This is a genomic window from Faecalibacterium prausnitzii (assembly GCF_003287495.1).
In the GTDB taxonomy this organism is placed as follows: Bacteria; Bacillota; Clostridia; order Oscillospirales; family Ruminococcaceae; genus Faecalibacterium; species Faecalibacterium prausnitzii_I.
The window spans coordinates 118509-138423 of record NZ_PRLE01000003.1; the positions used below are offsets into that span (position 1 = coordinate 118509).

22 protein-coding genes are annotated in these 19915 nt (G+C 59.4%); 10 read left to right on the forward strand and 12 right to left on the reverse strand.

All coding sequences use genetic code 11. The annotated features are described in order from the left end of the window. Positions 1-55 precede the first annotated feature (55 nt). A complete protein-coding gene (locus C4N22_RS06455) occupies positions 56-1558 on the reverse strand; it encodes a GH25 family lysozyme (RefSeq protein WP_112148379.1) in 1503 nt (500 codons plus the stop codon). Between the two features lie 367 nt (positions 1559-1925). Between C4N22_RS06455 and C4N22_RS06460 the strand changes: the two genes are divergently transcribed. After that, positions 1926-2984, forward strand: a complete 1059-nt coding sequence (locus tag C4N22_RS06460; RefSeq protein ID WP_112148380.1) for a PTS transporter subunit IIC — start codon at positions 1926-1928, stop codon at positions 2982-2984. Positions 2985-3057: 73 nt separating this feature from the next. Here the strand turns inward: C4N22_RS06460 and sdaAA are convergent, their stop codons facing one another. The 3 genes from sdaAA to C4N22_RS06475 are packed head-to-tail and all read right to left on the reverse strand — an operon-like array spanning position 3058 to position 5876. Next, complete coding sequence (sdaAA, locus tag C4N22_RS06465) at positions 3058-3933, reverse strand: L-serine ammonia-lyase, iron-sulfur-dependent, subunit alpha (protein WP_431602780.1); 876 nt, start codon at positions 3931-3933, stop codon at positions 3058-3060. A 14-nt stretch (positions 3934-3947) separates the two neighbouring features. Next, on the reverse strand, positions 3948-4616 hold the full coding sequence (gene sdaAB, locus C4N22_RS06470; RefSeq protein WP_112148381.1) for an L-serine ammonia-lyase, iron-sulfur-dependent subunit beta: 669 nt from the start codon (positions 4614-4616) through the stop codon (positions 3948-3950). A 39-nt stretch (positions 4617-4655) separates the two neighbouring features. After that, entirely contained in the window at positions 4656-5876 is a 1221-nt protein-coding gene (locus C4N22_RS06475; RefSeq protein WP_112148382.1) for a dicarboxylate/amino acid:cation symporter, read from the reverse strand. Between the two features lie 214 nt (positions 5877-6090). On the opposite strand from C4N22_RS06475, the gene C4N22_RS06480 reads away from it, so the two are divergent. Further along, entirely contained in the window at positions 6091-6981 is an 891-nt protein-coding gene (locus C4N22_RS06480) for a LysR family transcriptional regulator (protein ID WP_112148383.1), read from the forward strand. 23 nt (positions 6982-7004) lie between these two features. On the opposite strand, the gene C4N22_RS06485 is transcribed toward C4N22_RS06480, so the two are convergent. Continuing rightward, positions 7005-7511: an NUDIX hydrolase gene (locus C4N22_RS06485; protein ID WP_112148384.1), complete on the reverse strand. Its 507-nt coding sequence runs from the start codon at positions 7509-7511 to the stop codon at positions 7005-7007. Positions 7512-7604: 93 nt separating this feature from the next. Beyond that, positions 7605-8195: an RICIN domain-containing protein gene (locus C4N22_RS06490; RefSeq protein WP_112148385.1), complete on the reverse strand. Its 591-nt coding sequence runs from the start codon at positions 8193-8195 to the stop codon at positions 7605-7607. Positions 8196-8685: 490 nt separating this feature from the next. On the opposite strand from C4N22_RS06490, the gene C4N22_RS06495 reads away from it, so the two are divergent. The 4 genes from C4N22_RS06495 to C4N22_RS06510 all read left to right on the forward strand — a co-directional run bounded on the left by C4N22_RS06495 (position 8686) and on the right by C4N22_RS06510 (position 10515). Continuing rightward, on the forward strand, positions 8686-8871 hold the full coding sequence (locus C4N22_RS06495; RefSeq protein ID WP_242980973.1) for a hypothetical protein: 186 nt from the start codon (positions 8686-8688) through the stop codon (positions 8869-8871). Positions 8872-9028: 157 nt separating this feature from the next. Then, positions 9029-9520: a GNAT family N-acetyltransferase gene (locus C4N22_RS06500; RefSeq protein WP_112148386.1), complete on the forward strand. Its 492-nt coding sequence runs from the start codon at positions 9029-9031 to the stop codon at positions 9518-9520. A 113-nt stretch (positions 9521-9633) separates the two neighbouring features. Beyond that, complete coding sequence (locus tag C4N22_RS06505) at positions 9634-9939, forward strand: YerC/YecD family TrpR-related protein (protein WP_112148387.1); 306 nt, start codon at positions 9634-9636, stop codon at positions 9937-9939. A 12-nt stretch (positions 9940-9951) separates the two neighbouring features. Beyond that, entirely contained in the window at positions 9952-10515 is a 564-nt protein-coding gene (locus tag C4N22_RS06510) for a DJ-1 family glyoxalase III (RefSeq protein ID WP_022256911.1), read from the forward strand. A 43-nt stretch (positions 10516-10558) separates the two neighbouring features. Here C4N22_RS06510 and C4N22_RS06515 read toward each other — a convergent pair whose 3' ends face one another. Then, a complete protein-coding gene (locus C4N22_RS06515) occupies positions 10559-11644 on the reverse strand; it encodes a M24 family metallopeptidase (protein WP_112148388.1) in 1086 nt (361 codons plus the stop codon). A gap of 308 nt (positions 11645-11952) precedes the next feature. Here C4N22_RS06515 and C4N22_RS06520 point away from each other — a divergent pair, with 308 nt between their 5' ends. The 4 genes from C4N22_RS06520 (at position 11953) to C4N22_RS06535 (ending at position 14698) form a co-directional block, all read left to right on the forward strand. Next, positions 11953-12516: a twin-arginine translocase TatA/TatE family subunit gene (locus C4N22_RS06520; RefSeq protein WP_022256909.1), complete on the forward strand. Its 564-nt coding sequence runs from the start codon at positions 11953-11955 to the stop codon at positions 12514-12516. A 112-nt stretch (positions 12517-12628) separates the two neighbouring features. Continuing rightward, positions 12629-12826 (forward strand): twin-arginine translocase TatA/TatE family subunit, encoded by a 198-nt coding sequence (gene tatA, locus C4N22_RS06525; RefSeq protein WP_022256908.1) that lies wholly within the window; start codon positions 12629-12631, stop codon positions 12824-12826. Between the two features lie 2 nt (positions 12827-12828). Beyond that, positions 12829-13626, forward strand: a complete 798-nt coding sequence (gene tatC / locus C4N22_RS06530; RefSeq protein WP_112148389.1) for a twin-arginine translocase subunit TatC — start codon at positions 12829-12831, stop codon at positions 13624-13626. Between the two features lie 121 nt (positions 13627-13747). Then, the gene (locus tag C4N22_RS06535; protein ID WP_112148390.1) at positions 13748-14698 is read left to right on the forward strand and encodes an ROK family glucokinase; all 951 of its coding nucleotides are present in this window, start codon (positions 13748-13750) and stop codon (positions 14696-14698) included. 69 nt (positions 14699-14767) lie between these two features. On the opposite strand, the gene C4N22_RS06540 is transcribed toward C4N22_RS06535, so the two are convergent. From C4N22_RS06540 to C4N22_RS06560, 5 genes are read right to left on the reverse strand one after another with little or no spacing between them, the layout of a single operon-like run. After that, a complete protein-coding gene (locus tag C4N22_RS06540) occupies positions 14768-15355 on the reverse strand; it encodes a sugar O-acetyltransferase (RefSeq protein ID WP_112148391.1) in 588 nt (195 codons plus the stop codon). Between the two features lie 15 nt (positions 15356-15370). Further along, positions 15371-17161 carry an ABC transporter ATP-binding protein gene (locus C4N22_RS06545; protein ID WP_112148392.1) on the reverse strand — a complete coding sequence of 597 codons (1791 nt, stop codon included), beginning with the start codon at positions 17159-17161 and terminating at the stop codon, positions 15371-15373. A gap of 15 nt (positions 17162-17176) precedes the next feature. Further along, positions 17177-17899 carry a YggS family pyridoxal phosphate-dependent enzyme gene (locus C4N22_RS06550; RefSeq protein ID WP_112148393.1) on the reverse strand — a complete coding sequence of 241 codons (723 nt, stop codon included), beginning with the start codon at positions 17897-17899 and terminating at the stop codon, positions 17177-17179. Between the two features lie 3 nt (positions 17900-17902). Next, positions 17903-18463, reverse strand: coding sequence for a TIGR01440 family protein (locus C4N22_RS06555; RefSeq protein WP_112115526.1), 561 nt, complete (start codon positions 18461-18463; stop codon positions 17903-17905). Positions 18464-18480: 17 nt separating this feature from the next. Beyond that, complete coding sequence (locus C4N22_RS06560; RefSeq protein WP_112148394.1) at positions 18481-19776, reverse strand: SMP-30/gluconolactonase/LRE family protein; 1296 nt, start codon at positions 19774-19776, stop codon at positions 18481-18483. Positions 19777-19915 lie beyond the last annotated feature (139 nt).

Genomic DNA, 19915 nt, shown 5'->3' on the forward strand with positions numbered 1-19915 from the left:
TGCAAAAAACAGCGCCGCGTCCGGTTGGATGCAGCGCTGTTTTTCTTTCAGGGCGTCAGCCCATGTAGCTGATGTTCACATCGATCTGGCCGTTATAGCCGGGGATACGGGCCGTGCAGGTGCCCTGCCACATCTGGCAGGGGATGGGGCTGCTGGCCACGTTATAATGGGCGTTCCAGATGGAGTACTGGCTCAGCTGGCTCAGATCCAGCCGGTTGCGGAACCACCGGGTGGAGGCGTACACGCCCGGCTGGTAGCCCAGCGCCTTGACCTCCTCACAGAACGCAATGGCGCACTTGGTGCGGTCGGTGACACCCAAACCATCGGCGCGGCCATTGGAGCCGCCAGAAGCCTCGGAATCAAAGTAGATGGGGTAATCCAGCTTGCGGCTGTTCAGGACATACCAGCAGCCCTGGGCTTCCTCCCGTGCCTCGTTCTCATTGACGGCCTGGCTGAAGAAGTAGACGCCCACTTTCAGGCCCGCGTTCCGGGCGTTGGTGAAATGCTGCTCGAACATCGGGTCCAGCACCAGCGTGCCGGAGCCATAGCCACGGTAGCCGATGCGGATGATGACGAACTCCACGCCTGCCTTTTTGGCCTTTTCAAAATCAATGTTGGACTGGTATTTGGAGACATCAATGCCGAACTTTGCACTCTGCTGCACACCATCGGCATCAAAATAATAGAGCTTGTTGTCAATGGACTGGATGCCCGTGACCGGCTTGTTGGTGTTCTGGTCATAATAATAGGTCTTGCCGTTCACGGTCCGCCAGCCGGAGTAGACCGGGGCAGGGGTGTTATCCTCTTTTTTGCCAAACAGCCACTTCCACAGCCAGCTCAACAGGCCGTTCTCGTCGGCCAGACACTGGGCGTCGATGCTGTCTTCATCCAGCGTGCCGGCATCCAGCGCGGCCCGGATCTCCTCCGGCGTCAGCAGGATGGTGCCGTTTTCATCTTTGATCTGGGCCTCGGCCAGCGCGTCTTCCACCGAGTTGACCCCGGCGGTGCTCACGGCCGTGTCCGCGGCCCCATCCATGGCGGTATTCTCCACCCGGGGGCTCAGGGGGTCTTCCGCAGCCAGTTCATCGGTCTCCTGCTGGAAAACGGGGAACGCGTTCTCCTGTTCCAGCCCGGTGCCATCGCCCGCCATGGGGTCTGCGGGAGCGGGCTCCTGCGCAGGCTCACCGGGCGCAGCCTCGGAAGATGCCGCCTCGCTCACGCTGGGCGCTGCGGATTCAGCTTTTTCTTCCACAGAAGCTGCCGTGCTCTCGGCTTTGGACTCTGCGGGCTGCTCCGTTGCAGCTTCGCTCTCCGCCTTGACCGTGGGCTTTTTCTGCTCCTGTTTTTTCTGGTTCTGATGGGTGCTGGTCTGGGTGGAGTCGTCCTCCCACTGGATGGTGGAGGGCTCCACGGTCAGGCCCACCGGCTGGGCTGCCAGCAGGGCCGTAGTGCCCACGCCGCCCACAGCAACCGCAAGCGCCATGACCATGGCTGCCACGGCCTGGCCCGCGCCGCGCCGCGCGCCTTTCTTTGCCGAGTTTGAAGTGTTCTGTTTCATGTCGCCTGCTTGCCTCCAGCCTGATCGGGCCTGCATCGCCCGTTTATTTTCACAGGGCCGCCCTGCGGCCCCCGGAGCATTCCGATAACGCTATTTTGACCTCTTTAGTATACACCCAAACCCAAGCTCCCGTCAATGTTCCGCGCCACAGAAGCAGCACTGCAAATCCGGTTTTTTGGGCCAAGAGAAAACGCTCCATCCAGAATACGAACCAGAACACGCAAAAATTGCACCTGCCGCGCAAAAAAGATGCAATTTCTTCTCTTTTTTCAATTTTCCTCTTGCTGTCTTGACATGTGTATGGTATCATGATGGACATGCAGCTTTGCTGCACTGTGAACACACCGTACGGAAAGGCGGAAGCAATATGTCAAATGTAAAAGATTTCTTAAGACGAAAAGACATCGTCATTACCCCGCAGCGCTACCTCATTGAGGCGCTGGGTGCCATGGCGCAGGGCCTGTTTGCCAGCCTGCTCATCGGCACCATCATCAAAACACTGGGCCAGCAGACCGGGCTGGACGTGCTGGTGGACCTGGGCGGCTATGCCACGGCCATGAGCGGCCCGGCCATGGCCGTGGCCATCGGCTGGGCACTCCACTGCCCGCCGCTGGTGCTGTTCAGCCTGGTCACGGTAGGCTACTCCTCCAACGCGCTGGGCGGAGCCGGCGGCCCGCTGGCCGTCCTCATCATCGCCATTGTGGCGGCAGAGCTGGGCAAGGCCGTGAGCAAGGAGACCAAGATCGACATTCTTGTCACCCCGCTGGTCACGATCTTTGCGGGCGTCGGCCTCTCCATGCTGATCGCCGCCCCCATCGGCGCGGCGGCCAGCCAGGTGGGCACCCTCATCATGTGGGCCACCGAGCAGGCTCCGTTCGTCATGGGCATCCTCGTCTCGGTCATCGTGGGCGTGGCGCTGACCCTGCCCATCTCCTCCGCTGCCATCTGCGCGGCCCTGGGCCTGACGGGTCTGGCCGGAGGTGCCGCCGTGGCGGGCTGCTGCGCCCAGATGGTGGGCTTTGCCGTGATGAGCTTTCAGGAAAACGGCGTGGGCGGCCTCATCAGCCAGGGCCTGGGCACCAGTATGCTCCAGATGGGCAACATCGTCAAGAATCCCCGCATCTGGATTGCCCCCACGCTGGCCAGCGCCATCACCGGCCCTCTGGCCACTTGCGTGTTCCACCTGGAGATGAACGGTGCCGCCGTCTCCTCCGGTATGGGCACCTGCGGTCTGGTGGGCCAGATCGGCGTTTACACCGGCTGGATCAACGACATTGCCGCCGGCACCAAGGCCGCCATCACCCCGATGGACTGGGCCGCGCTGGTCCTCGTCTGCTTCGTCCTCCCCGCTGTCCTGAGCGTGATCTTCTGTGAGATCGAGCGTAAGCTGGGCTGGATCAAAGAGAACGACCTGAAACTGAACTAAAACCCAAAAAGCCAAAAATGAGGCAGGATATCCCTTTTCCCGGGAATCCTGCCTCATTTTTTAACGATTTTTCTCAGCCGCACAGGCCGCAGGCCGCGCAGGCTGCGGGGGTGGTGGCGCAGCCGCCCTGTGCTGTTTCGCGCAGCTCGGCAGGCAGACGTTTGCCCACGGCATACATGGTATCCAGCATCTGATCAAAGGGGATCAGCTGGCGGATCCCGCTCAGGGACAGTTCCGCTGCAACGAGGGCATTGGCCACACCGGCAGCGTTGCGATTCTGGCAGGGGTACTCCACCAGGCCGCCCACGGGGTCGCACACAAGGCCCAGCATGTTCATGAGCACAGTGGAAGCCGCATCCAGGCACTGCTGCGGCGTGCCGCCCATAAGCTCCACGGCAGCGGACGCGGCCATAGCGGATGCAACGCCTACCTCTGCCTGGCAGCCGCCCACGGCTCCGGCTACGGTTGCATTGCGCATGGCCAGATAGCCCACGGCTCCGGCGTTAAACAATGCATCCACAATGCGCTGGTCAGAGATCCGGTAGCACTCCTGCAGGGCCAGCATCATACCTGGCACCACACCGGCAGAACCTGCAGTAGGCGCGGCCACGATCAGGCCCATGGAAGCGTTTACTTCCAGCACTGCCATGGCATAGGTAATGGCTTTTTCCAGCACGTCGCCGCAGATGCTCTTATTTTTTGCATCGTGTGCTTCCAGCTTCTTCGCCTCCCCGCCGATGAGCCCGCCCATGGATTTGATGGGCTTTTTCAGCGGCTGGGTGGCGGAAGAGCGCATGATCTCCCATGCCTTTCCCATGCGGTGATTTACAGAATCCCGGGGTACTTCGCCCAGCAGACACTCGCGCTGGCGCATCACCTCAGAAATCGGCAGCTGGTTTTCTTCGCACAGATTCAGCAGCTCTTCTGCAGATTTGAAATCCATGTTCATCCTGTGTTCCCTCCTTACTGCTGTACGACCATCACATCACGGATGTTCGGGTTTTCCAGCAGTAATTGATCCACGCCCTCGGGCAGGCGTTCATCCGACTCCACGATGGTGTAGGCGGTATGACCTTTTTCCACGCGGAACAGGCGCATAAATGCAATGTTCACACCGCGGTCACTGAGAATTTTCGTGATATGAGCCACCACGCCGGGCTTGTCCTGCTGTACCACAATGAGGGCGTTATACTCGCCGGTAAAGTCCACTTCCACGCCGTTGATCCGCACAATACGCACCTTGCCGCCGCCCAGCGACTCTCCCCGCACCGTCATCACCCGACCGGCGGCGTTTTCCATGCGGATATCTACCGTATTGGGGTAGATGTCTGTCTCCGCTTCATTGGGGGTGAAGCTGTAGGCCAGACCCCGCTCGGTGGCAATCGCAAAGGACTCCCGGATGCGGGTATCATCGGCCGAAAAGCCCATGATGCCGCCCAGCAGAGCGCGGTCGGTGCCATGGCCGTGGTAGGTCTTGGCAAAGGAACCGTAGAGGGTAAAGTCCACCCGCTTCAGCGGCGGGGCGATCATCTTCTGTGCCAGAAAGGCGATGATCTCCGCACCTGCGGTGTGGGAGCTGGAAGGGCCGATCATGTTCGGGCCCAGAACATCAAAAACACTGATAAATGCCATGGGGTGTCACTCCTGTCAGGTCAAGAGCCGCGCCGCGCATCAGACGCTTGCGCTGCTCTTGTTGATGAACTTCTGGTAAATGGTCTCCACGATCACGCCGATGGCGTTGTCGCCGGAGACGTTGCAGGCAGTGCCGAAAGAATCCTGGGTGATGTACAGTGCCACCATGATGGCGCAGATGGGGCCGTTGGGGTCGCCTGCCTCTGCACCGAAGATCATGTACAGGAAGGGCAGAGCCGTCATGATGGAGCCGCCGGGAGCACCGGGAGAAGCCACCATGGCAACGCCCAGAGTCATGATGAACGGTACCACGGTACCCAGGCTGATGGGCAGCTGATTCATCAGGCAGACAGCGGTAGCACACGCGGTAATGGTGATCATGGAACCTGCCATGTGGATGTTGGCACACAGAGGCACGACAAAGTTACGGATCTGTTCGCTCACGCCGTCCGCCGCGGCACACTGCAGGTTGACCGGGATGGTAGCTGCAGAGGACTGGGTGCCCAGTGCGGTGGTGTAGCCGGGGATCTGGTTCTTGATGAGCTGTAGGGGGTTCTTGTGGCCCACAGCGCCTGCGACACAGAACTGGATGAAGATGCAGATCAGGTGCATGATGATGACCACCAGGAACACCTTCCACAGGATGCCCAGAATGGCAAAGGTCTTGCCGGACTTGGTCATGTCGATGAAGGTACCGCAGACGTACAGGGGCAGCAGCGGGATGATGACGCTGTGCAGCACCTGATCGATGATGCCGGAGAAGTCCTTCATGCCGTTGTAAAGTGTATCACCGATGGTCTTGCCGCGCAAGGTGGACATGCACAGGCCCAGCACAAAGGCCAGCACCACGGCAGAGAGGGTGTCCAGAATGGGCGGGATGGAGATGGAGATGTAGCTGGCCAGAGAGTTGTCAGCCGTGGCGGCGATCTGCTCCAGCGCGCCTTCGCTCATGAAGCTGGGGAACAGGTTTGCAGACACCAGATAGGATGCCGAGCCTGCGATCAGGGTGGAGCCGTAGGCCAATGCTACCGTGATGAGCAGCAGCTTGCCTGCACCGCTCTTCAGATCCGCAATGCCCATGGTGACGTAGGCCACGATCATCAGCGGGATGACGAACTTCAGGAACGAGCTGAAGATGCTGGATGCAGTGACAATGACCCGGCAGAACCACACCGGGAAGAACTGGCCGACGATGATGCCCAGCACGATGGCAATGAGCAGCTTCGGCAGCAGCCCAAGCTTGAATTTTTTCTTTTCCATAGAAATAATTTTCCTCCTTTTGCTTTCCTGGTTCCCGTGCAGCACCTGATGGCGCTCTCTTCACCTCAGCCTGCACAGCCAGTCTTTTTCATGATACGCCAAAATTTTACTTGACGTGTTGACGTCTTTAGTTTAACATAGACATACGCATGATTCAAATTCATAAAAATAAATTTATGGATTAAAAATTTTTATAGCAAAAAGGAGTTCTGCGATGGAAGTTCGTCAGCTGAATACCCTGATCCGCGCGGCTCAGTTCCAGAGTTTTTCCAAGGCGGCAGAGTCTCTGGGCTATTCTCAGTCCGCTGTAACGGTACAGATCAAGGCACTGGAAGAAGAGCTGGGCGTGCGCCTGTTCGACCGCATGAACAAGCGGGTCCTTCTGACCGTGGACGGCCAGCGTTTTCTGGAATATGCCAACAGTATTCTGGATACCATCCAAAGCGCCCGCCAGGCACTGAACGAAAATGCCGAGCTGGGCGGCAGCCTGCACATCGGCACGCTGGAGTCTCTCTGCTTTTTCCGCCTGCCCGGGCTGATCCGCCAGTTCCGGCTGGAGCACCCCAAGGTCGGCCTGCGGGTCACCACCGGTTCCCCGGAGGAGCTGATTGAAAAAATGGAGCAGGGAGAAGTGGATCTTATCTGCATTCTGGACGAACCCCGCTACTCCAATAACTGGCACAAGTGCAACGAAGTGCCGGAAGAAGTGGTGTTTGTGGCAACGCCGAACATCGACCTCGGCCATCCCGGCCCTTACCGGGTGGCCGAACTGCTGGACAAACCGTTCTTCCTGACCGAGCGCAACGCAAACTACCGCCGCACTTTCGATAAATTTCTCGCTTCCCATCAGGTCGAACTGACCCCCAGCCTTGAGATCAGCGATACCGCATTTATCATCAAGATGCTGGAACATTCTTCCGGGATCTCCCTGCTGCCCCGCTTTGCGGTGGCCGAATCCGCCGCAAAGGGGCAGCTGCGCATTTTGGAAGTTTCGGACTTCCAGCTGACCATGTACCGCCAGATGTTTTACCACAAAGATAAGTGCTGCACCCGGGAAATGAAAGCTTTTATCCAACTGGCCGACGGGCCGGATATCCCTCTGTGACCCGAAGCAGCCCCATTGAGGCGTCAGAGCGCTTTTCCGTCCAGCACCGCCTGTTTTAACGTGTCCCCCTCATACACCAGCTTCAGGGAGAAATAGGGCCGTTCTTCTTTCAGAAGCCGAAAGAAGATCTTATCTCCCTCCCAGATGGGCAGGCTTGTCACCTTTTCTTTCGGCACCCATTCCAGCACGCCCTCCTTACAGGCGTCGCCCTTTATCATCTTGCCCTCCCAGCGGTCCGCCGTGTAGAGGTGGATGAACTCGGTCATATTGCCCCAGAGGAATGTCAGCAGCCCCCGGCAGCGCCAGCGGGTCAGGGTCAGGCCCGTTTCCTCCCGCACCTCCCGGAGCAGGCAGTCCTCCGGGCTCTCGAACCGCTCAAATTTGCCGCCGACACCCACCCATTTATCGTGGTTGTAGTCATCCTGCTTTTTCACGCGGTGGAGCATCAGGTAGGCGTCCTCCCGCTCCAGATAGCAGAGCGTGGTGCTGAAAATGGGGTATTCCGGGTCCATAAAGCTTCCGAGATTCATCGCGGTCCTCCTTTTGATTCATCACAAAGGCGTCCCACAGGAAAGCCCCTGCGGGACGCCTCTTTTGCTTTTCAAATTCTGTTTTGATCCGGCTCAGCCTTTGCGTGCCGCACGGCCCTTGCCTGCGTTGTTCAGCTTGCGGACCAGATCGTTCTGGTGCTTGCGCTGAGAGGGGGTAGGCTCCGGGTCCCGGGCTTCCTCAGGGCGAGCAAAGGTCTGCTTTGCGTCCGCGTCCACCCGGACCAGGTTCCACTCCTGATTGCCGCCGGAGACATAATTCCAGATCTGGGCCTGGGCACCGTTGGCGGTGTTCATGCCCACCAGGTCGATGTACTTGTCGGCCAGCACATTGCGGATGCGGGTGCGCCCGCCGCGGGTGGGTTCCAGCGCCCAGCACTGGCTCAGGCCGCTGGTGCGGCTCCACTGGTGCAGCCAGGTGCCCTCCACCACGCCGCCCAGGGCCAGATCGATCATCTTGCCGGTAAAGCGGTTTTCGATCCGCCAGCGTCCGTCCCCGGCGTCCACGAACTTCCACTGCTGCCAGGGGTGGCCTGCATAATCCCAAAGACGGATCGCAGCGCCGTTTTCCGTATTGAAGTTTTTGACTTCCAACACCTTTCCATTCGGGGCCTTGATGAGGTAATACTCGTTTTCCAATAATACAACTTGTGCTGCCTTTGCCATAGCTGCGATCTCCTTTCCAATTGAATATCTATATTATAGCGCATTTTCGCCGCAGCAACAAGAATGGTTTTTGATAATTTTTTTATGATTCTTTGTGCATTTTTACCCACTCTTCCGCGCGCCGTTCTCTCCCGCCCGTCTCTCCGCGAAAAACAGCCGCGCACCCGAAAAACTCATACTGTTTTTTATATAAAAACAAAACGCCTTTTTCGCCCTGATTTCGCCCGATTTTGTGAACAAACTGTTTCCGCTGCAAGGTCAGTTTTGTTCAGAGCTTTACCGTGATAAAGTAAAGCGTTTTTGTTTGCTTTATTTCAATACAGTTACCAGATTTCAGAGCAAGCTTTAATTTCTTTCACGATTTCGGCTATTGACTTTATCGCATGGCTGGAGTATGATAGGGTCACAGAGGAGCGGAAGACGCTCCAAGATCACATTGCAACATGCCTCTGCGGAACCACCGCGGGGCAGGAAAAATATAGGAGGTTTGATGATGTACTACTACATTCTGGGTTTCGGTATCGCATGTCTGGTTCTGTTCGGTATTGGCAGCATGGAGACGGTATGTGTCAAGCCGGCTGAGATGTTGGTCAAGGCCCTGTTGTGGCCTGTCACCCTGATGGAAGCAGTTGTGAACTACAGCTCCACTCATCACAACTATAAGGCTGCGCTGTAAAACACACCCCGTCAGGATGTCCTGAAAGACATGCAAGGCTGCTGCACCCGCAAAGGCGCAGCAGCCTTTTTGTTTGGAATTTTCCGCAAACCGTGGTACAATAAGGGGCAGAAAGCCCCATGGGCCCGCCGGAACCCACCGACAACAAAGGAGAACTATGAAACCCGATTACAAACTTGTGGCAAAAGCCAAATATATCCACACCACTGCCGACCTCGCCAGCGAGCTCTGGCACGAGGTGTACAAGCGCTATTACCCCGCCAGGCAGCTGGACACGCTGGTGGACACCCTGCAGAGCGCCGACGCCATTGAGGAGGACATTGACAACGATGTCAACTACTTCCTCGTGCTGCTGGGCGGCAAGGTCATCGGCTACTTTGCCTGGAAGATGGAAAATACCTCTCTCCACCTGCTCCACCTCTACCTCAAGCCGGAGTTCCGGGGCAAAGCACTGGGCCGGGACATCGTGGCCAGCTGTGAACGCCTGGCCCGGGGCGAGGGCCGTGGCCGGGTGTGGTGCACCGTCCACGCCAAGGCCCTGCCCGTGCAGCAGTTCTTCAAGGCCAAAGGCTACCGCCTGCTGGGCCCCGCCGAGGAGGACGAGACCACGCGGCTGCCCGGCCAGCTCATTTTTGAGCGGATGCTGTAAAAACTGCAAAATAGCCATTGCTTTTTTGCCGCGCTTGCACTACAATAAAGTAGTGTATTGAAGTGCCCTTTCTGCGGGCCTGACGCAAGATGCCATCAGGGGAGGAAAGCTTTATGGCAAAAGATCATCCCACCGGAAAATCCGGCCTGTATTCCGCTCTTCTGGAGCTGAAGACGCCGGAGGAGTGCTACCGCTTTTTACAGGATGTGTGCAGTTACGCCGAGCTCAGCGCCATGGAACAGCGCTATAACATCGCTGAAAAGCTGATGAACAAGCAGAGCTACACCAGCATCATGGGCAACATTGGCGCATCCAGTGCCATCATCAGCCGGGTGAGCCGCGTCCTGAGCCGGGACGACAGCGTGCTGCGCCGCCTGCTGGAAGAGGGCACCGCCCCCGCCGACAAGACCGAGGCTTAGGAGGTAGTGATTATGAGCAAAGCAGTTGTATTTTTTGCCGACGGCACCGAAGAGTGCGAGGCACTCCTTGTCATCGACCTGCTCCGCCGCGCGAAAGTCGAAGTGACCGTTGCGTCCGCCATGGGCCGCAAAGAGCTGGTGAGCAGCCATAAGATCCACCTCACCGCCGATGCACTGGCCGAGGACGTGGATTACTCGGATGTCGATCTGGTCGTACTGCCCGGCGGCATCCCGGGCACCCCCAACCTGGCCGCCAACAAGACCGTCACCGAGACCTGCAAGGCCTTTGCCGCCGCGGGCAAAAAGGTAGCCGCCATCTGCGCCGCCCCCAGCGTTCTGGCCTCGCTGGGCCTGCTGGAGGGCAAAAACGCCACGGCCCACGCCGGGTTCCAGGATCAGCTGGCCGGTGCCATCGTCCACGATGAAGAGGTCGTGGTGGACGGCAACCTCACCACCAGCTACGGTCTGGGCGGTGCCATCCCCTTTGCGCTGGAGCTGGTGCGCCAGCTGGCCGGCAAAGAGGAAGCCGACCGTATCCAGAACGCCATTGCTTACCGGCATTCCGTGCTCGGATAAACACGAAAAAGAAAACCCGCCGACGGCGGGTTTTCTTTTTTGCTTAGAACGGATGCACCCGCAGCTCATGCGGATAATGGTTCAGCACCTCACAGCCGTCCTCGGTGACGAGGACCAGATCTTCGATCCGGACGCCGAACTTGCCGGGGAGGTAGATGCCCGGCTCGATGGAGAAGCACATGCCTGGGGTGACGACATTCTCGTTCACCGCCGAGACGTCACCGGCCTCGTGGTCTTCCAGACCAATGAAGTGGCCCAGGCGGTGATTGAAGTAGGGGCCATAGCCGGCTTCGGTAATAAGGTCGCGGGCCGCAGCGTCAAGATCGCAGAGACGGACGCCCGGCTTGACCAGTGCTTCGGCGGCGGCCTGTGCCTGCCGCACCAGCTCATAGACCTTACGCTCCTCCTCGCTGGGCTCCCCGGTAAAGAACGTCCGGGTCATATCGGAACAGTAATCCTGATACACGCCGCCCACATCGATCAGGACGCACTGGCCCGCCTCCAGCGGGGTGTCGTCGTTGTCGTGGTGAGGGTCTGCCGCATGAGCGCCAAAACCGCAGATGGGGGGAAAGCTGACCCCGGAACAGCCGTGGGCCGCATAGATGCCCCGGATGGCTTCGGCCATCTCTTTTTCGGTGATGCCGGGGCGGATGAGAGCCTCAAACTCCGACATGCAGTCATCGTTGACCTTGGAGGAAGCCCGCATGGCCTCCTGCTCGGCAGCGTCTTTCACCGCGCGGGCATCGTCGCAGGCGGCGGAAGCATTGCGGTAAGCGGGTGCCGCGTCCAGCTCCATCAGCCGGAGCAGGAACCGGGCGGGCCAATTCTTATCAATGCCCAGAGGCTTGTCCCGTTCCAGCCAGGGCAGGAGCTTTGCCGGGGCGTCCTCGCCGTCCGAGTAGTTTTCCACCGGGATGCCTGCCTCCGGCGTGCCGAACAGCGCGTTGACGAAGAAACGGTGGTTCCCGTCGGCCCGGAGCAGCAGAGCCAGCATCCGCTCGCCGGGCTGGATGCGCACCCCGGTCAGATAAAAGATCGTGGGCGGGTCGCTGACGATCATTTGGGTCAGGCCCTGTCTGGCAAGGTTTTCGGTCACCCGTGCAAAGCGGGCTGCATAGAGTGTTTTCATGTTTTGGTTATCCTTTCTGTAATTTTTATTGAAAAATATCTTATATGTTGACAAATTTGCAGGAAGCGTCCACTTGTTCATAAATAATTCATAATAAATTCATGTAGTGTTCATGCACTTCCGGTATATGTATGGCAACGTCGGCGCGCAGAGCGCCTTTGCCCCGCCCAGTATAGCACGGTGTGCCCAAAAAATGAACCATCCGGCCCGATTCCGGGCCCGCTGCTCTGGCAAACCGCCGCACAATCTGTTATACTGGACAAAAAGCCCTGCCGGCCCCGCTGGCACAGGAAAGGAATTGGAACGCTATGAAAATTGGTTTTTGGGAACTCGTGGTCATCGTGGTGGTCGCGTTTGTCTTCATCGGCCCGGATCAGCTGCCCGTTTATGCACAGAAACTGGGCAAAATGCTCCGTGAGCTGAAGAAATACACCGGCGCTGCCTCCGAGGAGATCCAGAAAAACGTGGTCGAGCCGCTGAATGAGATCCAGGCCCCCCTCAAGGAAGCCGTTGCTCCGCTGACCGATATCAAAAAGGATATCGACAACAGCGTCAAGGACGTGACCAAGAGCTTTACGGGCATTGGCAAGACCAGCAAGGAAGAAGCCGCCAAGGCCGAGCAGGCAGAGGAAGTGACCGAGCTGGAAGAGGTAGAGGAGCTGGAAGACACTGCCCCCGCCGCAAAGCCTGAGGAAAAGCCCGCCGAAGCCGCTCCTGCCACGGAAACCGCAGAAGAGAAATCCGCTGAGGAGCCCAAGGCAGAGGAGAAGCCGATCGAGGCCGCTCCCGAAGCCGCTCCTGCCGAAGCTGCAGAGCCTGCCGCCGCCCCGGCCGCGGAGGAAGCTGCCCCGGCTGAAGAAGCAAAGGTCTGAGCTGCCTTTGCCCCGTATCCCTCTATTTTGATGCACCCGCGCCTGCGGTTGCCGAATACATTGGAATCCGCCCGCCACACGGCGCGGCAAAAGTAAAAAGGAGATTTTTATTATGCGTATTGGTACGAACGAGCTGCTTATCATCCTGGTCGTTGCTCTGCTGATCTTTGGACCCAAAAACCTGCCGAAGCTGGGCAAGATGTTTGGCAAGACCATGAACAACTTCAAGAAGGGCATGGAAGAGGGCGAGGAGGAAGAGAACACCTCCAAGGCTGAGACCAAGACCGAGAAGAAAGACGACGAGGAGTAATTGTGGCTACAAACGTGAAGCGCAAAAAGAAAGCCGAAGTCATGGAAGACGACGGCAGCATGACGCTGACCGGGCATCTGAAAGAGCTGCGGAACAGGCTGATCATCTGCGCGGTGGTGTTTGTGGTTTCCGTGGTCATCACCCTGATGTATGCGGACCGCCTCATTGATATCCTGACGGCGATGGGCCAGGGTTATTACACCTTTGTTTCCATTGCCCCGCAGGAAAAGCTGATGCAGTATTTCCGCGTGTCTCTGCTGGCGGCATTCGTCATCACGGTGCCCGTGGCGCTGTACCAGATCTACGCCTTTGCAAAGCCCGGCCTGAAAAAGAGCGAGACGTTCTTCCTCAAGCTGGTCATCCTGCTGGGCCTGGCACTGTTCTGCGTGGGCGTGCTGTTTGCCTACAAGCTGATGATGCCGTTCATGCTCCGTTTCCTGAGCACGGGCATTGAGGGCGCTGATTACATCCAGACCACCACCAGTATTGAGAGCTATGTCAACCTCTGTTTGACCATGTTCGTGATCTTTGGCTGTGTGTTTGAGATGCCTCTGGTCACGATCATCCTGTCCAAAATGGGCATCATCTACCCGGAGCTGCTCAAGAAAGCCCGAGGCGTCGCCATCGTCTGCATCTTCTTCATTGCAGCTGTGGTCACCCCGCCCGATATCGTGTCCCAGTGCATGGTGGCGCTCCCCATGGTGCTGCTGTATTTCATCAGCATCTTCCTGAGCGGCGTCTTCTACAAGCCGAAATCGGATGACGAGGCCGAAGACGACGACACCGAGGACGACGAATAATTTCCCCAAGGCTTTCCGGCTCTCCCGCAAGGGAGGGCCTTTTTTTATCCCCTGAACTATGTTATACTATTATCAATAAAATCCGGCGGTGTGTCCGCCGCAGTAAAGGGGTAAATGAATCATGAAAGAGTACGCATTCGGCATTGACCTTGGCGGCACCACCGCCAAGATCGGTCTGTTCACCACCTCCGGCGCTCTGCTGGAAAAGTGGGAAGTTGCCACCGACACCTCCCATGCAGGCGAGCACATCCTGGAAAATCTGGCCGCTGCCGTCCTGGGCAAGATGAAAGAGCAGAGCATCCAGCCCGAGCAGGTAGAGGGCGTGGGCATTGGCGTGCCCGGCCCGGTGCTGGACTCCAGCATCGTCCCCATCGTCTGCGCCAACCTCGGCGGCTGGGGCGAGCGGAATGTTTCCGCCCAGCTCTCCGGCCTGCTGGACGGCCTGAAAGTTCTGGTGGGCAACGACGCCAACGTCGCCGCCCTGGGTGAGATCTGGATGGGCGCTGCCAAGGGTGCCAAAAATGCCGTCATGGTCACGCTGGGCACCGGCGTGGGCGGCGGTGTCGTCGTCAATGGCAAGGTCATTGACGGTGTGCACGGCGCGGGCGGCGAGATCGGCCACATCACGGTCAACCGCCACGAAACGGCCGTCTGCGGCTGCGGCAAGCGGGGCTGTCTGGAGCAGTATTCCAGCGCCACCGGCGTGGTCCGCTGCATGAAGAAACTGCTGGACGAGAACCCGGACACCCCCTGCGTGCTCCGCGGCACCGAGTTTGCCGCCAAGGACGTCTTTGACGCTGCCCGCAATGGCGACGCTCTCGCCGCCCGCGAGGTGGATGAGATGTCCGACACGCTGGGCATGGCTCTGGCCAACATTGCCTCCACAGTAGACCCCGAGGCATTCCTGGTGGGCGGCGGTGTTGCCCGCGCCGGGGACGTCCTCTTTGCCCCGCTGAACAAGCACTTCCAGGAGTATGCGTTCAAATCCTGCCGTGAGACCCCCATCAAGCAGGCCAGCCTCGGCAATGATGCCGGCATTTATGGCGCTGTCCGCCTGATCGTGGGCGCATAACGCAAAGTTTTCCACAAACAAAAGCGGAACCGTTGAAAATTCAGCGGTCCCGCTTTTTGTTTTGTCTGTTTAATCTTTGTGGAAGTAGATGCTGTCTTCCTCCGTAATGGGGCGCACCACTTTGCAGGGGTTGCCCACGGCGACGACACCGGAGGGGATGTCTTTCACCACCACGCTCCCGGCCCCGATGACCGTATTGGAACCGATGGTGACTCCGGGCAGAATGGTTACATCGCCACCCAGCCAGACGTTATCGCCCAGCGTGATGGGCTTGCACAGCTCCATCCCGCTGTTGCGCTCCTGCGGCAGGATGGGATGGATGGCCGTGTACATGCCGCAGCCGGGGCCGATGAAGCAGTGCTGTCCAATGGTGATCTTGGCGCAGTCCATCAGGTAGGCCCCGTGGTTGAGATAACTGCCTGCGCCAATGACGCAGTTGTAGCCGTAGTCCGTGTAGAAATGCGGCAGGATCACCACATCTTCCGCCATGCCGGGCAGCAGCTTGTGCAGCAGCTCGGCCCGCTTTTCTTTCTGGGAGGGGCGGGTCTGGTTGAACTCGGTGTACAGCTCTTCGGCCTTTTCGCGTTCGATGCGGAGTTCCTCATCAAAATTGGCGTCGTACCACAGGCCCGCTTCCCATTTTTCGCGTTCTGTCATCTGGTTTTCCTCCTGTTACAGCGTATCCTCGCCGGGGAGCTGGTTCCACAGGCGGTAGTAACCCCCCTGCTTTGCCAGCAGCTCCTCGTGGGTGCCGGCTTCCTCAATGCCCTCGGCACCGAGAACGAGGATGCGGTCGTAGTTCTTGATCGTGGTCAGCCGGTGGGCGATGGTCAGGGTCGTGCGGCCATGGGCCAGCTTTTCGAGGCTCTGGCCTACGAGGATCTCACTCTCGTTGTCCAGCGCGCTGGTGGCCTCGTCCAGAATGAGGATGGGCGGGTTCTTGAGGAAGACCCGGGCAATGGCAATGCGCTGCTTCTGGCCGCCCGAGAGCTTGACACCCCGCTCCCCCACATAAGTGTCAAAGCCGTCTTTCAGGGCCAGAATAAAGCGCTCCGCGCCCGCCAGACGGGCCGCTTCGACGATCTCCTCCCGGGTGGCACCGGGCTTGCCGTAAGCGATATTATCCGCCACCGAGCCGCTGAACAGGTACACGTCCTGCTGGACGATGCCGATGTCCTCCCGCAGGCTCTTGATGGTCACCTTGCTGATGTCCTGTCCGTCAATGAGGATACGGCCGCTGGTCACATCATAAAAGCGGGGGATGAGGTTGCACAGCGTCGTTTTGCCGCCGCCGGAGGGGCCTACCAGCGCCAGCCGCTCGCCAGCTTTGATGTCCAGACTGACGTGGTGCAGGACTTTATTGTGGTCGTCCGGGTACTCAAAGCTGACATCCTCAAACCGGATCGCACCGGGGCCGGGCTGGAGAGGCTTGGCGTCCGGGGCATCGTGGATGGGAACAGGGGTGTCCATGATCTCAGCAAAGCGCTCAATGCCCGTCATGCCGCGCTGGAACTGCTCCGCAAACTCCACGATGCGGCGGATGGTGGCGATCAGGGTGGACACATACAGCACATAGGCCACCAGATCGCCCGCGCTGATCTTGCCGTACACCAGCGAGAGACCGCCCGCCAGAATGACCACCAGATACATCAGGCCGTCAAACAGGCGGGTGGAGGTATTGAACGCCGCCATGGCGTAATAGCCCAGCGTTTTGATCTGCTCAAAATCCCGGTTGCCCTGCTCGAACTTGGCCCGCTCCTGCTCTTCCGCCGCAAAGGCCTTGACGACGCCCTGGCCCAGCAGGCTGTCCTCGATGGTGGCGTTCAGCTCACCGATCTGGACACGCTGCTGGCGGAACCGGGCCCGCAGGCGCTGGTTCAGGTAGACCGACACCACGCCCATCAGGGGCACGCAGGCAAACACCGCCAGCGTCAAGGGGATACTGGCCTGGCACAGGATGAGGAACGAGGCCAGGATCTTGATGCCCGCAATGAAGAACTCCTCCGGGCAGTGGTGGGCAAACTCGGTCACGTCAAACAGGTCGTTGGTGATGCGGCCCATGATGGTGCCCACCTTGGTGTTGTTGTAGTAGGTGTGGTCCAGCAGCAGCAGATGGTCAAAGGCGTCCTTGCGCATATCGGTTTCAATATGCACGCCCATAATATGGCCGATGCCGGACATAAAATACTGCGCCGCTCCGTCAATGACGCGGAGCACGAAGTAGAGCGCTGCCAGCTTGAACACGATCTGGGCTGTCAGCGTGATGCCCACACCCATGGCGGAGTTGGTAATGGTGCTCATGATCTTGGGCAGGATGATATCGCACATGGTGGTCAGGGCTGCACAGAACAGGTCGATGAACAGCACCTTTTTGTACTTGGCCAGATAGGGCAGAAAGCGCCGGATGAGAGCCCCGCTGCTGGTATGGTGCGCACCGGGGTCATGGATGGTCGTTTTAGGCATAATTCCTCTTTCTTTTTATGCTTTTTTACTATAATCTCGTTCGCCGTAGATGGCGGTGCCGATGCGGACGAGGGTAGCGCCCTCCCGGATGGCATTCTCAAAATCGCCGCTCATCCCCATGGAAAGGGTCTCCATGGCCACATTCTGGTAGCCCCGCTCCCCGGCCTGCACAAACAGCTTGTACACCTGGGCCAGGTAGCGGCGGTTCTGGGCGTCGTCGTTGTTCACCGGGGGAATGGCCATCAGGCCCTTGACCCGGATGTGCTCCTGGGCGGCGGCGGCATCCAGCAGCGGCCAGAGCTGTTCCGGGGAAACGCCGGTCTTGGACTCCTCACCGCCGATGTTCACTTCCAGCAGCACGTTCTGCACGATGCCAGCCTTGGCAGCCTCTTTTTCAATGGCGGCCAGCAGGTGCTCGCTGTCCACGCTCTGGATGAGGCTGGCACGGCCCAGCACCTTTTTGATCTTGTTCGTCTGCAAATGGCCGATGAAATGGCTGGGCTTGCCGCAGTAGGCCCCGGCGTCAAAATTGGCGCAGAGCTCCTGCACATGGTTCTCGCCAAACACATCAATGGGCAGGGCTGCACTGGCGGCAACAATGTCCGCTGTGCGGGTCTTGCAGGCGGCACAGAGCTGCACAGCTGCCGGGTCGCGGCCCGCTTCCCGGGCGGCTGCCGCCATCTTGGCGCGGATCTCTTCCACCGCTTCCCGCATTTCTTCCAGTGTCTTTTCCGCCATAGGTCAATCCTCCTCGGTATATTTTGCGCGCTCACCACCGATGAGCTTGGGGCGGGTGCGGGCACAGAGAATGTTTGCTTCGCCGATCTGATTCAGGCTCAGGCGCACCGGCACGGCCACCCGCTTGAGGTGCATCCCGATGAGAGTGCCGCCGATGTCGATGCCCGCATGGGCCTTGATCTCTTCCACGGCGATCGGGTCATGGAACTGCTTCCAGCAGGTGGTGGCCCAGCTGCCGCCCGCGTGGGGCCGGGGCACCACACAGACTTCCTCCCAGCCGTATCGTTCGGCGGCTTCCCGCTCGATGATAATCGCACGGTTGAGGTGCTCACAGCACTGGGCCGCCAGCCAGATGCCCTGCGCCGCCAGCACCGGGGCAATGCCCGCGTACACGGCCTGCGCCGCTTCCAGGCTGGAATCCTTGCCGATGTGCCCGCCCACGATCTCACTGGACGAGCAGCCCACCACAAAGACATCGCCCTTTTTCAGCTTTGCCTGCTCCAGCAGCTCCGTGACCGCCTGCCGGGCTTCCTGTTCGATTTGTTGTTTGAACGCTTCCGTCATTCTAAAACACCTCGGTTTTAAATTCTTACCCATTGGATCTTCGTTTCACCGGCCACGCCCAGATACACCCGGTTCTCCGCCGGGCAGAGGGCAAGGACACCGCCCAGTGCCTTGCCGCCGTAGGAGGCAAGCAGCGCCCCGTCCGGGCCAAAGCGCTCGGCGCAGATGCCATCGTCCGGCATCTGGAACAGCCGTTCCTGCATGGATTCACTCAGCCGGAGGGCGGCACCCCGCAGCAGGGTGCCGTCGGCGTGGTCTTCCAGCCAGGCGGAACGCGCCCAGCGGTAGCCCACCGAGACCGTGCCGTCCTCCTCCACTGCCAGCGCCCCGGGGTATCCGGGCAGGCCCGCGGCCAGCTGTGCACAGCCCTTGCCCCCAGCCATCAGCTCCCGTCCACCGGACGGGACTGCCCAGATGCAGCGGCTGCCAAGGTCGGAGACGTACAGCGTCTCGCCGTCCGCCGAGAGAGCCAGCCCGGAGGCCCCGGCCACCCCGCCCAGCACCCGCTCCACGGCCCGGGTCACCGGGTCATAGACATAGACCCAGCCCGTGGCCGTATGGGCCAGCAGCTCGGTGCGGAGGGCGCTTTCCAGCCCATACTTCACGGAGACCTCCGCCGCATTGGTGAAGTAGACTTTCCCGTCTGCCCCCACGGCCACCGCCGCCGGGCAGGAGAGGGCCTTGCCGTCGATCTGGGTCACCACAGGCTCCACGGTCACGCCCCACTGGTCGTTGCTCACCCGGCAGAGCTTGCCGCCGTCGGCCTCGATCGTCGTCATCCAAAGGGTGCCGTCCGGCGCAAAGGCAAGGTCTGTGATCTCGCCGCCTGCCACGTCCAGTACCTCGTTCATCCCACTGCCGTCTGGCTGCATCCGCATCAGAACGCCTACCTTGGGCAGCTTTGCCGCCGCATAGAGCCAGCCATCCTGCATCCGGATGGCCGTGCCGATCTCATAGGCGCTCAAATTCAGCGCGTCGGCGGGGTCCACGCTCCGCACATGCTCGGCGCGCTCCGCTCTCTCCGGGGCGGCATAGGTCTTTGGCGGCGTGTCGATGGGCCGGAACACCAGCGCGTACACCAGCGCCACGGCCGCCAGCGCCGCAAACACGTTGCTGGCCGCCCGGAACCGGTGGAGCAAGGCTTCCCGCTCAATGGCCATCTGGGCCTGCGCCTCGGCCTTGCGGCGGGCGGCCAGCGCGCTGGCACGGTTGGCGCGGCGAAGCCAGCGATCCACAAACAGGGCCACCTGGGGCCCCACCGTGATCGATGCAATGAACAATATCAAAAGAAACTCAACCAGTCCGATGCGCATAAGCTTTTTTCCTTTGCAAAGGGAATTGATTTATCAGATTAGTATAACACAAACCTTTTGCAGCCGCAATTGTTTTGCCTTTTCCTCCGTGGTATACTATAGCAAAACACGAGTTTTCCAAAGGCTTCACGCAAACTTC

What these genes read in the sequence shown, in the direction of transcription:
- C4N22_RS06505 (WP_112148387.1), top strand. Translation starts at nt 9,634, where the DNA reads ATGGCAAAAGATCATCCCACCGGAAAATCCGGCCTGTATTCCGCTCTT.
- C4N22_RS06490 (WP_112148385.1), bottom strand. Translation starts at nt 8,195, where the DNA reads ATGGCAAAGGCAGCACAAGTTGTATTATTGGAAAACGAGTATTACCTC.
- C4N22_RS06545 (WP_112148392.1), bottom strand. Translation starts at nt 17,161, where the DNA reads ATGCCTAAAACGACCATCCATGACCCCGGTGCGCACCATACCAGCAGC.
- C4N22_RS06520 (WP_022256909.1), top strand. Translation starts at nt 11,953, where the DNA reads ATGAAAATTGGTTTTTGGGAACTCGTGGTCATCGTGGTGGTCGCGTTT.
- C4N22_RS06460 (WP_112148380.1), top strand. Translation starts at nt 1,926, where the DNA reads ATGTCAAATGTAAAAGATTTCTTAAGACGAAAAGACATCGTCATTACC.
- C4N22_RS06535 (WP_112148390.1), top strand. Translation starts at nt 13,748, where the DNA reads ATGAAAGAGTACGCATTCGGCATTGACCTTGGCGGCACCACCGCCAAG.
- sdaAA (WP_431602780.1), bottom strand. Translation starts at nt 3,933, where the DNA reads ATGAACATGGATTTCAAATCTGCAGAAGAGCTGCTGAATCTGTGCGAA.
- C4N22_RS06500 (WP_112148386.1), top strand. Translation starts at nt 9,029, where the DNA reads ATGAAACCCGATTACAAACTTGTGGCAAAAGCCAAATATATCCACACC.
- C4N22_RS06480 (WP_112148383.1), top strand. Translation starts at nt 6,091, where the DNA reads ATGGAAGTTCGTCAGCTGAATACCCTGATCCGCGCGGCTCAGTTCCAG.
- C4N22_RS06495 (WP_242980973.1), top strand. Translation starts at nt 8,686, where the DNA reads ATGATGTACTACTACATTCTGGGTTTCGGTATCGCATGTCTGGTTCTG.
- C4N22_RS06510 (WP_022256911.1), top strand. Translation starts at nt 9,952, where the DNA reads ATGAGCAAAGCAGTTGTATTTTTTGCCGACGGCACCGAAGAGTGCGAG.
- C4N22_RS06455 (WP_112148379.1), bottom strand. Translation starts at nt 1,558, where the DNA reads ATGAAACAGAACACTTCAAACTCGGCAAAGAAAGGCGCGCGGCGCGGC.
- C4N22_RS06560 (WP_112148394.1), bottom strand. Translation starts at nt 19,776, where the DNA reads ATGCGCATCGGACTGGTTGAGTTTCTTTTGATATTGTTCATTGCATCG.
- C4N22_RS06540 (WP_112148391.1), bottom strand. Translation starts at nt 15,355, where the DNA reads ATGACAGAACGCGAAAAATGGGAAGCGGGCCTGTGGTACGACGCCAAT.
- C4N22_RS06555 (WP_112115526.1), bottom strand. Translation starts at nt 18,463, where the DNA reads ATGACGGAAGCGTTCAAACAACAAATCGAACAGGAAGCCCGGCAGGCG.
- C4N22_RS06475 (WP_112148382.1), bottom strand. Translation starts at nt 5,876, where the DNA reads ATGGAAAAGAAAAAATTCAAGCTTGGGCTGCTGCCGAAGCTGCTCATT.
- tatA (WP_022256908.1), top strand. Translation starts at nt 12,629, where the DNA reads ATGCGTATTGGTACGAACGAGCTGCTTATCATCCTGGTCGTTGCTCTG.
- C4N22_RS06485 (WP_112148384.1), bottom strand. Translation starts at nt 7,511, where the DNA reads ATGAATCTCGGAAGCTTTATGGACCCGGAATACCCCATTTTCAGCACC.
- sdaAB (WP_112148381.1), bottom strand. Translation starts at nt 4,616, where the DNA reads ATGGCATTTATCAGTGTTTTTGATGTTCTGGGCCCGAACATGATCGGC.
- C4N22_RS06515 (WP_112148388.1), bottom strand. Translation starts at nt 11,644, where the DNA reads ATGAAAACACTCTATGCAGCCCGCTTTGCACGGGTGACCGAAAACCTT.
- C4N22_RS06550 (WP_112148393.1), bottom strand. Translation starts at nt 17,899, where the DNA reads ATGGCGGAAAAGACACTGGAAGAAATGCGGGAAGCGGTGGAAGAGATC.